16 protein-coding genes are annotated in these 14351 nt (G+C 64.6%); 8 read left to right on the top strand and 8 right to left on the bottom strand.

Going from position 1 to position 14351, the window contains the following annotated elements; translation table 11 throughout:
• Positions 1 to 101: 101 nt before the first annotated feature.
• Positions 102 to 911 carry an RIO1 family regulatory kinase/ATPase domain-containing protein gene (locus CP556_RS02300; RefSeq protein ID WP_098724151.1) on the top strand — a complete coding sequence of 270 codons (810 nt, stop codon included), beginning with the start codon at positions 102 to 104 and terminating at the stop codon, positions 909 to 911.
• Positions 912 to 1048: 137 nt separating this feature from the next.
• Positions 1049 to 1570, top strand: a complete 522-nt coding sequence (locus tag CP556_RS02295; RefSeq protein WP_098727249.1) for a hypothetical protein — start codon at positions 1049 to 1051, stop codon at positions 1568 to 1570.
• Between the two features lie 483 nt (positions 1571 to 2053).
• Here the strand turns inward: CP556_RS02295 and CP556_RS02290 are convergent, their stop codons facing one another.
• Positions 2054 to 2488 carry an SPW repeat domain-containing protein gene (locus tag CP556_RS02290; RefSeq protein WP_098724150.1) on the bottom strand — a complete coding sequence of 145 codons (435 nt, stop codon included), beginning with the start codon at positions 2486 to 2488 and terminating at the stop codon, positions 2054 to 2056.
• 310 nt (positions 2489 to 2798) lie between these two features.
• Between CP556_RS02290 and CP556_RS02285 the strand changes: the two genes are divergently transcribed.
• The 3 genes from CP556_RS02285 (at position 2799) to CP556_RS02275 (ending at position 6779) form a co-directional block, all read left to right on the top strand.
• Positions 2799 to 4484 carry an aldehyde dehydrogenase family protein gene (locus CP556_RS02285; protein ID WP_098724149.1) on the top strand — a complete coding sequence of 562 codons (1686 nt, stop codon included), beginning with the start codon at positions 2799 to 2801 and terminating at the stop codon, positions 4482 to 4484.
• 133 nt (positions 4485 to 4617) lie between these two features.
• Positions 4618 to 5805: a bifunctional sugar-1-phosphate nucleotidylyltransferase/acetyltransferase gene (gene glmU, locus CP556_RS02280; RefSeq protein ID WP_098724148.1), complete on the top strand. Its 1188-nt coding sequence runs from the start codon at positions 4618 to 4620 to the stop codon at positions 5803 to 5805.
• 251 nt (positions 5806 to 6056) lie between these two features.
• Positions 6057 to 6779, top strand: a complete 723-nt coding sequence (locus tag CP556_RS02275; protein WP_098724147.1) for a hypothetical protein — start codon at positions 6057 to 6059, stop codon at positions 6777 to 6779.
• Positions 6780 to 7346: 567 nt separating this feature from the next.
• Here CP556_RS02275 and CP556_RS02270 read toward each other — a convergent pair.
• From CP556_RS02270 to CP556_RS02245, 6 genes are all read right to left on the bottom strand, one after another.
• A complete protein-coding gene (locus CP556_RS02270; RefSeq protein ID WP_098724146.1) occupies positions 7347 to 8201 on the bottom strand; it encodes a carbon-nitrogen family hydrolase in 855 nt (284 codons plus the stop codon).
• Between the two features lie 112 nt (positions 8202 to 8313).
• Positions 8314 to 8748: an SRPBCC family protein gene (locus CP556_RS02265; RefSeq protein ID WP_098724145.1), complete on the bottom strand. Its 435-nt coding sequence runs from the start codon at positions 8746 to 8748 to the stop codon at positions 8314 to 8316.
• A gap of 129 nt (positions 8749 to 8877) precedes the next feature.
• Positions 8878 to 9102 (bottom strand): DUF7123 family protein, encoded by a 225-nt coding sequence (locus tag CP556_RS02260; RefSeq protein ID WP_098724144.1) that lies wholly within the window; start codon positions 9100 to 9102, stop codon positions 8878 to 8880.
• A gap of 155 nt (positions 9103 to 9257) precedes the next feature.
• Positions 9258 to 9440: a DUF7525 family protein gene (locus tag CP556_RS02255; protein ID WP_098724143.1), complete on the bottom strand. Its 183-nt coding sequence runs from the start codon at positions 9438 to 9440 to the stop codon at positions 9258 to 9260.
• 86 nt (positions 9441 to 9526) lie between these two features.
• The gene (locus tag CP556_RS02250) at positions 9527 to 10558 is read right to left on the bottom strand and encodes a phosphate signaling complex PhoU family protein (protein ID WP_098724142.1); all 1032 of its coding nucleotides are present in this window, start codon (positions 10556 to 10558) and stop codon (positions 9527 to 9529) included.
• A gap of 228 nt (positions 10559 to 10786) precedes the next feature.
• Positions 10787 to 11980, bottom strand: a complete 1194-nt coding sequence (locus tag CP556_RS02245) for an ATP-NAD kinase family protein (protein ID WP_098724141.1) — start codon at positions 11978 to 11980, stop codon at positions 10787 to 10789.
• A 249-nt stretch (positions 11981 to 12229) separates the two neighbouring features.
• On the opposite strand from CP556_RS02245, the gene CP556_RS26515 reads away from it, so the two are divergent.
• The gene (locus CP556_RS26515; RefSeq protein ID WP_255291387.1) at positions 12230 to 12358 is read left to right on the top strand and encodes a hypothetical protein; all 129 of its coding nucleotides are present in this window, start codon (positions 12230 to 12232) and stop codon (positions 12356 to 12358) included.
• A gap of 13 nt (positions 12359 to 12371) precedes the next feature.
• On the opposite strand, the gene CP556_RS02240 is transcribed toward CP556_RS26515, so the two are convergent.
• Complete coding sequence (locus tag CP556_RS02240; RefSeq protein ID WP_098724140.1) at positions 12372 to 13055, bottom strand: competence/damage-inducible protein A; 684 nt, start codon at positions 13053 to 13055, stop codon at positions 12372 to 12374.
• Positions 13056 to 13291: 236 nt separating this feature from the next.
• Between CP556_RS02240 and CP556_RS02235 the strand changes: the two genes are divergently transcribed.
• Positions 13292 to 13648, top strand: coding sequence for a winged helix-turn-helix domain-containing protein (locus CP556_RS02235; protein ID WP_098724139.1), 357 nt, complete (start codon positions 13292 to 13294; stop codon positions 13646 to 13648).
• Positions 13649 to 13871: 223 nt separating this feature from the next.
• The gene (locus CP556_RS02230; RefSeq protein ID WP_098724138.1) at positions 13872 to 14351 is read left to right on the top strand and encodes a 6-pyruvoyl trahydropterin synthase family protein; all 480 of its coding nucleotides are present in this window, start codon (positions 13872 to 13874) and stop codon (positions 14349 to 14351) included.

The following is a 14351-nucleotide window of genomic DNA, read 5'->3' as shown; positions in this document are numbered from 1 at the left end:
GCCCGGAACCCGGTCACGGAACGCCGACCGCCGAACGCGGGACACGTCCGGCCGGTAACAGTTCGGGACGCATTTAACGCCGACGCTCCTGACTGAAACGTATGGACATCCGCCGGCTCGCGCGAGGGACCGTCGAGTGGAGCCGCATCGAGCGCGTCGTCCGGACGCTGGCGGACCGCTACGACCGCGAGTGCGTCCGCGTGGAGTTCCTCGAGGCCGACAACTGGCTCTCAACCCCGTGCGTTATCGACGACGAGTGGTTCGTCAAGATCGTCTCCCGGCAGAACGCCCTGGTTCACGCGGTGTTGACGACCGGTCGGAACGTCGGCGCGTTCTCCTCCGGGACGGAGGGGTTTTTCGACCGGTTCGACACTCCTCGAGAGATGGTCGAACACGAGTACGACGCGACCGAGCGCATGCAGGAGATCGGCGTCAACGCGCCCCGGCCGATCGACGCCTTCGAGGTCAACGGGCTCGGCGTACTCGTCCTCGAGTATCTCCCCGAGTTCGAGTCCCTCGACGACGTCTCAGACGACATCGTCGCCGAGCGAGCCCCCGAACTGTTCGCGATGCTCGCCACTCTCCACGAGCACGGGCTCGCCCACGGTGATCTGCGGGCCGAAAACATTCTGCTCTGTGACGGCGAGTTCTACTTCATCGACGCGACCAGCGTCCACGAGGACCGCGCAGACGAGACGACCGCGTACGATCTGGCCTGTGCGCTGGCCGTCCTCGAGCCCCGAATCGGTTCCCGAGACGCCGTCGACGCGGCCGCGACGGTGTACGACCCCACGAAACTGCTCTCGGCGCGGGAGTTCCTCGATTTCGTCCGCCTCCGCCCCGACCACGAGTTCGACTCGACGACGCTCCGCAGCGAACTCGAGAAGGCGGCCGATCTCGGCGAGCAGTGACCCGCGTTGGGTCCGTTTCGAGACCGTCGACGATCGACGACGATTGTCCCTTGCTCGCCGAGGACTGGACTCCCATCGCCGACGGACCGGCCAGTGCAGGCACCACGAGTTTTCGCGATCTGGCGCTACGCCGACGTATGTGCGCGACGTTCACCGACGACGATGTCGGCAAGCGTGTCGAAACCGCCGGCGGCGACCCGCTGGGAACCGTTCGGATGACCGAGGCCGAAACGGCCTACGTCGACGCGAATGAGGGGGCGACGGGGACGATCCGGGCGATCCTCGAGTGGGAGACCGACGAGGAAATCGTCCCGATGGACGAGAGCGCCGTTAGCGAGATCACCGAGACCGCGATTCGGCTCGAGGACGAGCGCTCGTTGCCGGCGGAACCGGCCGAGGAGGGCACCGATCCCGTCATCGAGCGCGACGAGAGTACCGACGCGCGCGGCGATAGCGACGAGCAGCGGACGCTGGGTCCGCAGCCGGGTGCGCCCGACGAGCCGGCATCGAGCGAGGAGGGGCGGACCGGGCAGGGCCTCGAGCCGTCGACCGAGGGGATGACGGAGTCCGGCGCGGAGCGGCATCCGGATACCGAGGAGGCCCCGCCGGAGGGGGACCGGACGGTTACGAAAGACCGCGGCGAGGACGAGGATCGATAATCGGGCGTGTAGACGGGTCGGTACGTTTTGATGGAATCTCGTGAGACAACCGTCCTGCTATCGTGGCACCAGGGAATCGCCACGCCCTCCCCAACCGAATTCTGCTCACGGGCGCTGCGCGCCCGTCTGCTCACGGCGGCTCCGCCGCCGTTCGCATGGTATGCGAGACCTCCGGTCTCGCACTATTCGCATGGTTCGCGGAACCTCCGGTTCCGCGCTAACGCTCACTAGCGTTCGCTCATCCACATGAAGACGCGAAGCGTCTTCCAAGCCTTCGTTCACTCCGTTCACGAAGACCTCGCACGACGTTGCGTCGCGGTTCATTCGCATTCACCGCGGCCCAGCGCGCGCCACCGCACGCCGGTTGATCGATCTAAGTACTCTCGAGCCTCTCTCCTTCTTGCATTCGGCTGGCTCGAAAAGCGAGAGTTGTCGGCTATCACTGCTCGAGCGGTTTACCGATCGAAAAACGGGCCGGTCGATTCAGGCGCGGGCTCGCGTTTGTTCCGGCGTGTCGGCCTTGTTGTTGGCGTAGGCGTTGTAGGCCGAGAGGGCGGCGACGAGCAGACCGGTGATCGCGGTGCCGGTCGCGAGCGTACTGCTCCCCATCTCGATGAACGAGGGCGAGATGAGCGCCCACAGCCCGAGCAGGACCGCGAGCGATGCGACGCCGACGCTCGCCAATCGGTCCCTCGAGAGGCGGACGAAGTTGTAGCCCGCGGCGAGGAAGATCGCCGTTCCGACGAGCGTATCGTTCCAGATCGCCGCGTCCGTGGCCTCGAAGAGGAACGGCGAGGCGACGAGGTAGAGCCCGAGCAGCGCGACGAGGGCGCTCAGCCACTGCATCGCGTCCGTGTTCAGGGAATTGTAGTCGGTTCGGGTATCGCGGCCGGTTTCGGTGTTCGGTGTGTCACTCATTTGTTACTCACACTGAGGTAGCGGCCATTCGAGCAAAACGTGCGTGCCTGCAACTGTCGGGAAATTCGCCGGCTGGAATTTCTGCGTTGTTGGCCAGTTCGGGACTGTTCGTTGCTCGGTCGGCTCTCCGAGTCAGCTATCGGTCGATCCACGACGCGCTCGAATCCCGAGGAATCGTCCGTGTTCGCGCGTTTCTCACGAGCGACCTCGAGCGAACGAACGGTGGGGTTTCGAGTATCCAACCCTGCAGTCCGTTCGTGTGATGTGAACCACCAGCAGGATTTTCACCGTGCCCGCCGTTTCATCTCGTATGAGCCAGCAACGCACCGAACGGGGACGCGGCCACTACATCGGTGGCGAGTGGACCGACGGGAACGGCGCGGAACGCGGTCCCGCCGGCGATCGGACGCAGCCCGACGCCGGACGGGCGTTCGAGAGCGAGAACCCCGCGACCGGGGAGCCGCTGGCGACCTTCCAGCGCGGGACGGTGGCCGACGTCGATGCCGCCCTCGCGGCCGCCGAATCGGCCGCCGAGGAGTGGCGCTCCCTGTCCTACATCGATCGCGCGGAGTACCTCTGGGACATCTACCACGAACTGCGGAACCGCCACGATGAGTTAGGGAAAATCGTCTCGAAGGAGTGTGGCAAGGAGATTTCGGAGGGAAAAGCCGACGTGACCGAGGCCTGGCACATGGTCGAGTGGGCGGCTGGCAACGCACGCCACCCGCACGGGGACGTCGTCCCGAGCGAGATCGGCAGCAAGGACGCCTACATGCGCCGGAAGCCACGAGGTGTCGTCGGCTGCATCACGCCGTGGAACTTCCCGGTCGCGATTCCGTTCTGGCACATGGCCATCGCCCTGGTCGAGGGTAACACCGTCGTCTGGAAGCCCGCCGAGCAGACCCCGTGGTGTGGCCAGATCATCGCCGAGATGTTCGAGGAGAGCGGGATCCCTGACGGCGTCTTCAACATGGTTCAGGGCTTTGGCGACGCCGGCGCGGCGATCGCGGACGACGAGCGCGTCGACACCGTCCTCTTCACCGGGTCCGCCGAGGTCGGCCACGAGATCGCTGGCAAGGTCGGCGGCGAACCCGGCAAACTCGCGGCCTGCGAGATGGGCGGCAAGAACGGGATCGTCATCACCGAGGAAGCCGACCTCGATATCGCCGTCCACGCCGCGATCATGTCGAGTTTCAAGACCACGGGCCAGCGCTGCGTCTCGAGCGAGCGCCTGATCGTTCACGAGGACGTCTACGACGAGTTCAAGGCCCGATTCGTCGACATCGCCGAGGACATCGCGGTCGGCGATCCGCTCGAGGAGTCGACGTTCATGGGCCCGGCGATCGAGGCCGATCACGTCGAGAAGATCCGCCGGCACAACGACCTCGCCCGCGAGGAGGGAGCTGAGGTGCTGGTCGATCGGTTCGAACTCGAGGACGGCGAGATTCCGGACGGCCACGAGGAGGGGGCGGCTACTGCCGTCCCAGAATCGCAACGCGATTCTGTGGGCACATCAGAAGCACAACGTGCTTCTGAGGACGCCGATGGTGAGCGTAGCGGCAGCTACGCGAACGGCTACTGGGTCGGGCCGTTCGTCTACGAGATCGACTACGAGTCCGACCTGCGCTGTCTGAACGAGGAGTGTTTCGGCCCGCACGTCGCCCTGCTCGAGTACTCGGGAACGATCGAGGACGCGGTCGAGATCCATAACGACACCCCCTACGGACTGGCAGGCGCGATCATCTCGGAGGACTACCGCCAACTCAACTACTTCCGAGACCGCGCCGAAATCGGGCTCGCGTACGCGAATCTGCCGTGTATCGGCGCGGAGGTCCAGCTTCCCTTCGGCGGCGTCAAAAAGTCCGGAAACGGGTATCCGAGCGCCCGCGAGGCCATCGAAGCCGTCACCGAGCGGACGGCGTGGACGATGAACAACTCCAGGGAGATCGAGATGGCACAGGGGCTGTCGGCCGATATCAAGACGACCGAGGACTGACGATAGTCGGCGAGCTATCGGTTCCGTGCCGATACGACGCTGACTCGCTCGCCAGTATCAACGAGCCACTCGACTTTCATTTTCTACCTCCGAACGAATCGCTTATCCGGGGATTCGTGGAAGGGAGGAGTACATGAAGGCAGTCGTTCTCGCGGCGGGTCAAGGGACGCGGATGCGACCGTTGTCAGAATCGGTTCCGAAGCCCATGCTACCGGTCGCCGATCGACCGCTCGCGGCCCACACCGTCGACGCGGCGGTCGACGCTGGAGCCGACGAAATCGTCCTCGTAATCGGATACGAGGGCGAAACGGTCCGGAACTACTTCGGTGCCGAGCACCGCGGCGTCCCCGTTTCCTACGCCGTTCAGGAAGAACAGGCCGGGACCGCCGACGCGGTCAACGCCGCTCGAGACCACATCGAGGGTCCCTTCGCCGTGCTCAACGGCGACAATCTCTACGATCAAGCCGCGATCGACCGGTTGTTCGATGCCTGTCCGGCCGTGTGCGCGATCGAGGTCGACGAGCCGAGCAACTACGGCGTCCTCAGTACCGACGGCGAGGACGGCCTGATAACAGAAATCGTCGAAAAGCCCGCCGATCCGCCGACGAACCTCGCCAATGCTGGGGCCTACGCCTTCCCCCCCGAAGCCCGCGAGTGGCTCGAGGTCCCCGCGAGCGAACGCGGCGAACACGAGATCACCGACGTCGTCGCGCGGGTGATCGACGAGTACGACGTGACGCCGATCACCCTCGAGCGGTGGCTCGACGTCGGTCGGCCCTGGGAACTGCTCGAAGCCAACGAGTGGAAACTCGCGGAGATGGAGCGCCGGATCGACGGCGACGTGAGCGAGGACGCGCGGCTCGAGGGAGCGGTCGTCGTCGAAGACGGCGCGACGGTCGAACCCGGCGTCGTGATCGAGGGACCGGCGCTGATCCGCGAGGGCGCTGAGATCGGGCCGAACGCGTACGTTCGCGGCGCGACGCTGGTCGGCCCGGACGCCGAAATCGGCCACTCGGTCGAGATCAAAAACAGCGTCGTCTCCCGCGGAACGTCGGTCAGTCACCTCTCCTACGTCGGCGACAGCGTCCTCGGCCGCGACGTCAATTTCGGCGCGGGGACGAACGTGGCGAACCTCCGCCACGACGACGCCGATATCCGATTCACGGTCAAGGGTGAGCGCGTCTCGACGGGCCGACGAAAGTTCGGCGTCGTCGCCGGCGACGAGGTCAAAACTGGGATCAACACGAGTCTCACACCCGGACTGAGACTCGAGACCGGAGCGACCTCGAGGCCCGGCGAAACCGTCGAGCGAGATCGGTAACGGATCGGTTGCCGGCTCCGTCGAATCGTCCTCGGCGGTATCGTCGGCTACTGTACTGTCTCAATTGCGCTCCCATAGCCGACGGACGGTAATCATCCCCGGATATTCGATATCGAAACCAGCGATTCAGGCCGTTCAGCGCCGAGACGCCGCCCCTTCCGGAAGTAGTTGCTCGAGGGCAACTATTTATGTAGCATTGGTATCAGTTACCATCCATGTCGACGGCGACGGTTCGCGGAACGATCAGGGGGATGGGGGAACGAGCGAATCCGGCCTTCGCGGTGGCTGTCGTGGCCGTGCCGCTGGCCGCGCTGGGTTACGCGGTGACGGTCGGGACGCTCCAACAACACACCTACGTGCACGTGATGGCGGGGATACTCTGGACCGGGTTCGATCTCTTCATCGGAGCCGTGCTCGGGCCGGTCATCGGCGGCCTCGACGACGATCAGAGTTCGGCCGTGTTCCAGCGACTCACGCCGAAGACGTCGTTTCTCCTTCCGTCACTGGCGTTCGTCACGATCGCCGGCGGTATCACATTGGCCCAGCGGATCGGCATGTTTCCCCACGCCGAGTCGTGGCTGGCGCTGTTCACCGCGGTGAACCTGATTCCAATCTTGCTCTTGCTCGGGTGGCGACTGAACGCGTGGACCGACCGCCGCTGGCAGATTCCCTTCGCCGTCGCGACGATCGGCTCGCTGTCCTGGGTCGCGCTCACGATCGACCAGTTCGCGATGACCGAGCCCGCGATCGCCGTCGCGCTCGGCATCGTGACGATCCTCTCGGTACAGGGGTTCGGATTCCTGCTCCCCGGCGAGTTGCGGATGTACAGAGAGATGCGCTCGGCCACCCCCGATCCGTCGGTCATCGCCGCGATCGGCCAACAGAACGCGATGCTCGGCGGCGTTCAGGGGTTCTTCCAACTCCTCTTGATCCTCGATATGGTCTATCTCCGCTACGGCGGGTTCCCGTTCTGACTCGACGGCACTAGACGGCCGTCCACCACAGTCTCGATAGCCGTCTGCTCAGTACAGCCGGTGGAGTTACCGCTGCGGTCGGGTCCGCAAGGAGTGCACCCGCGAGTGACCACCGGGAGCGAGCGGCCTTTTTAGCGTAGATTTTTGCAAGCGGTTCGAGTGAGCGAAGCGAACGAGGACCCGCAGCGAAAAGGTACGTATACAGATGGGATGGGCAGTCACTTCGAATAGGCGGACAACAGTCCCTCTCGGTAAACTGTACACTGGATTCAGGTTCTGCTGGAGGTTTCACGTCGATCGAACTGACTCTCACTCGAGCGAACGAGCACGAAACTAAGCTGAAAGGTGGGAGGCGAAAGGTGGGACGAGGCGGGTGCGGACGTGGTCGCTCGGTTCCCGCGGGAAACCGAGCGTGCGACGGGCCGGAGCGACGCGCTATGCCGGATAGACGTGAAAAGCGCCTGTGCCGGCATCCGAACCAAGGATCTGGTGAAGTAAAAAGTCAGCGGTCGGCAGCCGGTGACGGCCGCGGTGCAAAGGCGGTCACGGCCGGCCGGTTCCGAGCGGTCACAGCCGTCGATCCCGCAGCGCCGGGAACTCCGCGCGGACCCTGTCAACCGTTCCGGGGTCGATCTCCGTCGTGACCAGCGCCGGCTCGTCGCCGCTCGAGGCCAGCGAGACGCCCCAGGGATCGTAAACGCTCGAGCGGCCGAGCAGCGTGGCGTCGTCGAACTCGCCCGCGCCGTTGATCGTCGCGACGTAGGCCTGGTTCTCGATCGCGCGGGCCCGCGAGAGGGTCTCCCAGTGTTCGATGCGCGGGTAGGGCCACGCGCTCGGGACGAGGACGAGGTCGACGCCGTCGTCGACCAGTCGCCGGTAGAGTTCCGGAAATCGCAGGTCGTAACAGGTCGTCACGCCGACGGTGAAGTCGCCGATCGTGGCCGTCTCGAGGCGGTCGCCGGGGACGAGCAGTTCGGACTCCGCGGATTCGTAGCCGAAGAGGTGGTGCTTTCGGTAGACGAGTTGCAGGTCGCCGTCGGCGTCGAACAGCGCGGCGGTGTTCGCCAGTCCCTCGTCGGCCGGCGTCTCGACGCTATCGGTCGCCGCCAGATCCTCGACGATGCTCCCCGCGAGGACGGCAATGTCGTGATCGTCGGCCGCCTCCCGAAGCCGAGTAAACGTCTCGCCGCCGAACGGTTCGGCGGTGCGCGCGTAGAGGTCGAACGCGAAGTAGCCCACGGTGAACAGTTCCGGCAAGGCGACCAAGTCCGCGCCGCGATCAGCGGCCCGCGACACTGCCTCGAGCGCCCGGTCGACGTTCGCGTCGACCTCGCCGGCCTCGACGTGGATCTGTGCGAGTGCGAGCCTGAGCGAGTCGCCGGTCTCGGCGTCCGCAGCGGCGGCGTTCGCGTCAGCAGTCATTGTTCACCTGTGGCCGCCCCACCACCGTTACTGTGTCGGCTGCGGTACCGTGTCGACCGCATGACTGTGACAGCTGCGGTACCGTGTCGACCGCATCACTGTGACAGCTGCGTTACTGCGTCGTCTGCAGGTCCCGCTCGAGCGCGCGCTGGAGGTTCTCGAGTTCCGAATCGAGATTACGCTTGAAGAACCGTTCGACGCCCGGGAGCTTGCCGTCGACGACGAAGGCGTTCTCGAGGCGAGCACCGTCGTCGGTCTCGACGATCTCGTGTTCGCCGGTGACGTCCATCACTTTCGATTCGCCGACGAACTTGACGTACTCCGGCGGTCGTCGCGTGACGTCTTCGGTGTTGACGGTGACGGTTTTTCGAACGAGCGGGATCGGGAGCGAAACCTGCCAGGTCGCGCGCCGTCCTTCCGGATCGTCGATCGCGTAGGATTCGACGACGCTGATCGCCTGGGCACGGTTCGCCGGATCGACGATAAACTCCCAGACTCGTTCCGGCGACGCATCCACCTCAAATGATCGGTCGATCCGTACAGTCATGCCCGTACCTGTGCGATTGTCGGATAAAAAGACCGTGGACCGGCAGGGAAACCCGTCGCTGCGATCGTGGCGAGCCACAGCAAAATCGGGCGAGGGTGAGAGAGTCGAGCGATGGGACGTCGACGCCGATTAACTGATCGTGACTCGCCAGGTCGTCGACCGGGCGCGGCCCCATTTCTCGATATCGACATCGTCCGTTTTCTCCGCGAGGTGTGGCAGTCGAGCGCCGACCTGTTTCGACGAGAGTCCGATCGCGTCCGCGATGTTCTTCGCTCGGAAGTACTGTTCGCCGCGGGCAGCGCTCTCGCGGAGGTACGAGACAATTCGCCGCTCTTCGTCGGAGTAGTCGGTCATCGTCCGTACGTTACCCTAGGTGGCCGTTGGTCTTAACTGTTAACGGCCGGAACGTGCCGGGTTCGGTACCGAGCGCCGGTCGATCGGCCGTCTCGAGCGCCGATTCGGTTCGAGCTGTCGATCCGATTCTACTGTCGGTCCGTCGCTGTGCCTCGTCAGTCGAAGAGGTGGATGCCGACGACCGCGAGTGAGCTAAAGAGAACGGCCCCAGCGAAGCCCCACGCCGCCGTCACGTCCGGTGCGCCGACGAACATGACGAGTGCGCCGATCACTGCGAGTGCGCTCAGTGCGAGCGCCAGTCCGACGCCCTTGTCCGTCGTCTCGGTTTCCGTAGCCATGCTCGGGCGTTGTGTGTGGGGTCTCTTAACTTCTCTCTTTTGTGACCGAATGACGGCCGACGACGCCGGTCAAACCGGTGTCGCAGTCACTTGATCGTGGTGTGCTCGGACTCCTCGTTGAGCGAAAGGTTCGCCGCGATTTCGGCGTTTCGCATCGCGTACTGGGCGGTCTGCTGGAGGCTGACGAGCACTTCCCGGACCCGTAGCAGGTCTTCGTTATCCATCTCCGGTAACTCCGCGAGGATCTCCTGCTCGAGGTCGGAGATCTCGTGAAACAGCGCGCGAACCTCGTTGGACTTGTTGTAATCGCGTTCGACGGCCGCTTCGACGGCTCTGGACGTGATATCGTCGACTAGTTCGTTCAGTTCCCGAATGTCGCGCATCACGGAGCTGTCGACGTTGAGCGAGTGGCCTTCGGTCTCGATGACGATCTCGGCGATGTCCTCGCCGTTATCGGCGGTCAGTTCGAGGTTCTTCGCGATCGAGCGGTAGCCGATCAGCGGGAAGCCCGTGTTGAGACCGACCGCTCGCGCGAGGTTCGGGTTCTGGTAGGCCGTAAAGATCAGGCGAAGCAGGAGGACGAAGATCTTGTTCGCCTGTCGCTCCCGATTCAGGGCGCGCTGGGCCAGATCGGGGTTGCCATGAGCCAGCGCCTTGATTCCCTCGCCGCGCATCGTCTGCCCGGTTCGCTCGAGGCGCTCGAGGAGGTTGTCGAGCGTGAAGTCCTCGGGATCGACCGAGCAGCGGATCGAGATGCTCTCGGGGGTCTCCTCGATGACGCCCAGTCCCATCAACTGGGTCTCGGCCTGATAGACGGCGTTGATATGATCGGACTCGAGGGCGCCGTCCTCGCGCTCGATGCGGATGATGCGCCGCCCGAGGACGTACTGGGCGACGATCGCGCGCTCGACGGCGTCGGCGTCGAGTTCGTCGGTGTGGATGATCGCTTCGGTCTCCTCCGTGTTGGCCGACTCGGGCATCACGGTCAGCGTGCCCTTGCCGCTGGTCCGTAGCGATACTTCGTCGCCCTTTTCGACGGCGTGTTCGGACGCCCACTCCGCCGGGAGCGTCATGGCGAGGGTCGATGGACCGAGTCGTTGCACTTTCCGCGTTTCCATGTGACACCATAGTAGCGACTTGACCTTAATCTTGACTATATGGTCATTATCGTGAGTCCAATCGTTATATGGTTGCAGTCAGCGGCCGTTTCAACATCACCCTTATATAATTTGCTTCGTGGCCGTCCGTTGAGCGGTTTTCCGGGGTGCGGACGGCGGGGTTCGACCTGTGACCGAACCACGACGAGACGGTAACTGAGACGGCGACACTCGAGCGGACCAGAGGGGTCAGGCGACGGGAACCATCCGCGTGGTAAACCGACCGGTCCGAACCTGCAGCCACCCCTCGAGTCGGTCGTCGATCTCATCGTCGTCGGTATCGACGTGCAACGTATCGATTCCGTCCAGTTTCTCGTCTGCTGCGACGACCTCGATGTCGTCGGCTCGGCGAATTACTGCCGGGGAAATCTGGTGGTTCCCCCGACCGAAGATGAACCCTTGCCCGCCGATCGGCGAGACGACGATGGTGACCGGATCCGCGAGCACCGCGAGGATGTCCGACTCCGCGGCGTCGCGAGCGAGAATCTCACCGCGTTGGCCGTCCGACTCCGCATCGTCTCCCCCCGTTCCGTCCGTTCCGTCCGTTCCGTTCGTTTCGGCCCCAGCGCGCCAGACATCGACGCCCAGCGGCGAGGGGTCGATTCCCAGTTCCCGCTCGATGGCTCCGACGGTGCTGCCGGGACCGAAGACGTAGGTCCGTCCCGGTTCGACTTCGCGGGCGAATCCCGCGGCCAGCGAGTCGACGCTGCCACTCGAGACCTGCTTGCCCGACTGCAGCGCTGGCGCGACGGGGACCGGAACGATCGCTCGCAGTTCCGACCGGACCTCCCCCTCGCGGTAGGCCGCCTCGTCGATGTCGTTTACCTCGCGGGGCTCGACGCGCTCGAACTCGGCGGCGATCCGGCCGGCGTCGGTCGGGGTGACGCCGAAGACCGACGAGTAGATCTTGACTCCGGCCGGCACGCCGAGCATCGGCGTCTCTCCCGCCGCTTCCTCGAGCACCGCGGCGACGTCGACCGCGGTGCCGTCGCCCCCGACGAACAGAACCAGGTCGACGCCCCGCTCGAGCAGCGCGCGGACGGCAGCGCGGGTATCGTCCGCCGTCGTCTCGGCGGCTCCGGGATCGCCGGGTCTCGCCGGGTCGCTCGAGTCGCCGTCGCCAGCCGCCGCCGGATCGTAGACGACCGTGGGCTCGAAGCCCGCGTCCTGGGCCGCCCGTTCGCCCAGCACGCCGGCGGCGGTGTAGACGGTGAGATCCGGTGCACGTCGGTGGAGCGAGCGCAACGCCTCGCGCGCCCGGTCCGGCGCTCGCGGCTCGGCACCCCGTCGGCGCGCCTCCTCGACGTTCCCGTCGGTCCCCTTCAATCCGACCCGACCGCCCATCCCCGCGATCGGGTTGACGATGACGCCGATTGACTCCATGGCTGGCTATCCGAACGCCAGTGGGAAAGCGGTATCGCAGCAGTCCGTCGGTCTCGCGCCGCGAGCGGTACTGCAACTGCCCTGTGACTCACTCGCGACTGCTCTACGATTCATCCACGACTGTCCCACGCCCCATCCGCAACCGTCCTGCAACTCACCTGCGACTCATCCACGCCTCGAGACCGACGAGCGACGACCTATCCGCTCGTTTTCTGAAGGATTAAGAGGGATGGGAACCGATCGCCGACCATGCCTGCACTGATCGACGCCGCCGTTCTCGCGACGGAAACGGAACTGCCCATGGACATCGTCGGCTGGAGCGCGCTCGCCCTGGGTCTGCTCGTAACGGTCGCCTGGATGGCCTACTTCTACCGCTGACGATCCAATCTGGTTACGGAGACTCGATCTGCTCGCGGAGCCACGCGGCCGCTTCCGCGACGGTCGCTTCGTCGGTCCCTTTGAGTTCGACCCGGACCGACTCGCCCGGATAGCTCCCGACGGAGACGTCGTAGCGCTCGCGGAGGGCAGCAATCCGATCGAGGAGCGCGCTCTCGGGTTCGTCGGCGACGATCGTCTTCCGGTAGGTCGGCGTCCCCGTGAACTCGTCGGCGATCGTCTCGAACATCGCCTTCATCTCCGAGGGGACGCCGGGAAGCACGTACACGTCCTCGAGGACCGCGCCGGGAGCGACACCGGTTTCGTTGTGCAGCGCCCGCGCACCCGCCGGCAGGTCGGCTGTCCCCGCCGCGAGGTCGTCACGGGTGTAGCCGTCCGTCTCGAGCCAGGCGAGGGCGTCGTCGTGTTCCTCGAGCGAGCGCCCGAGCGCGGCTGCAACGCCCTCCATCGTGAGGTCGTCGTGCGTCGGACCGAGCCCCCCGGTGACGATCACGGCGTCGTACTCGGCGCGGTACTCGTTGACGACGCGGGCGATGTCGTCGACCCGGTCGGGGAGCGTCGTCACGCGCTCGACGTCGACGCCGCGATCGTCGAGCTGCTCGCAGAGCCACGTTGCGTTGGTGTCCGCCGTTCGTCCGGCGAGCAGTTCGTCTCCGATCGTCACGACCGCGACGTTCATACCGCCTCGTTCGAGCCGGGTCCTCAAATGCGTCTCGCCCCTCGCCGACGCACGGATACACCACGCTTCCAATGGGATCGACACCTCGACCGTTTACTCTGCGAGTAGATATCACATTAGTTGTATCCGAAATAATACTCTGCGAAGGAGAGTGTTAATAGATCAGGTAATTCAGTATAACAGGTAACTCGTAATAACCAAAAGATTCAATTATGGTAATTGATAACGAGCGGAGTATGTCTCGCAGTCGGACGGAACGAACGGACGCGGATTCGACCTCGGTGCTCTCCGCGCTAGGCAACAAATACAGCGCAGAAATCCTCTGCGCAGCGGGAACGCCGAAATCAGCCCAATCACTGAGCGAAGCGATCGAGATTCCGATCGCGACCTGCTATCGCCGAATCGAAGAGCTCGTCGACGCCGGGCTGTTGACCTGCGAGGGCCGACAGCTCTCCGAGGAAGGACGACGAACGAATATCTACCGACGCACGCTCGACGAGATCGAGATCGACTTCTCGGACGACGCGCCCGAGTTTTCGCGCAAGCGTCGCACCGAGGCGAAAAATCGGCTCCAGGATCAACTCCAGGACTGACACGAACTGTTGTCAGTGCCGAAGCAACTGCGAACCGTTCTGCGATTGCTCCAGTGCACCGGTACAGCAGATCGTATGACGACGGCTTCGATACCGGGTCCTCGCTGCTTCGCCACCGATTGACGCCGTCCCTCGCTACCGGGAACCGCATCCTCGTCGGCGCCGACCCCATTGGCCGTCCGTAATCGGCCATCTTTAAGTATTCTCTCGAGAATACCTGAATATGACTGAATCAGTCGAAAACTGCGAGTCCGGACCGGCCGCCACGGCGGACGACGGCGTCGTCGGGAGCCGTCGCGTCCTTCACGTCGGCCGCGACCGGCCGATCAGAATCAGCGCCGGTCACCGGATTAGACACCACGACGGCAAGTGTTCTCAGCCCCACGGACACAACTACGAGGTCGCAGTCACCGTCGCAGGCCACCTGACCGAAGAGGGATGGATCGCTGACAAAGGGGATATTACTGACGTAATATCCGAGTGGGACCACATGTTCCTCCTCGAGGCCGGTGATCCCCTCGTCGAGGCCTTCGAGACTGCCGGCGACGACGATGCCGTCGTCGTCCTCGAGCACCCGCCGACGGCCGAGGTGATGAGCGTGATCCTGGAGCGAAAACTCGAGGCGGCCCTGCCCGAGACGGTCACCGACATTTCGGTGCAGGTCAGCGAGACGCACGAACTCTGCGGCGGAAGCGGGTTCTGA

Source organism: Natrinema sp. CBA1119, assembly GCF_002572525.1.
Taxonomy (GTDB): Archaea; Halobacteriota; Halobacteria; order Halobacteriales; family Natrialbaceae; genus Natrinema.
The sequence above is the reverse complement of the archived record's forward strand: the minus strand, read 5'-3'. Positions and strand labels throughout refer to the sequence as shown.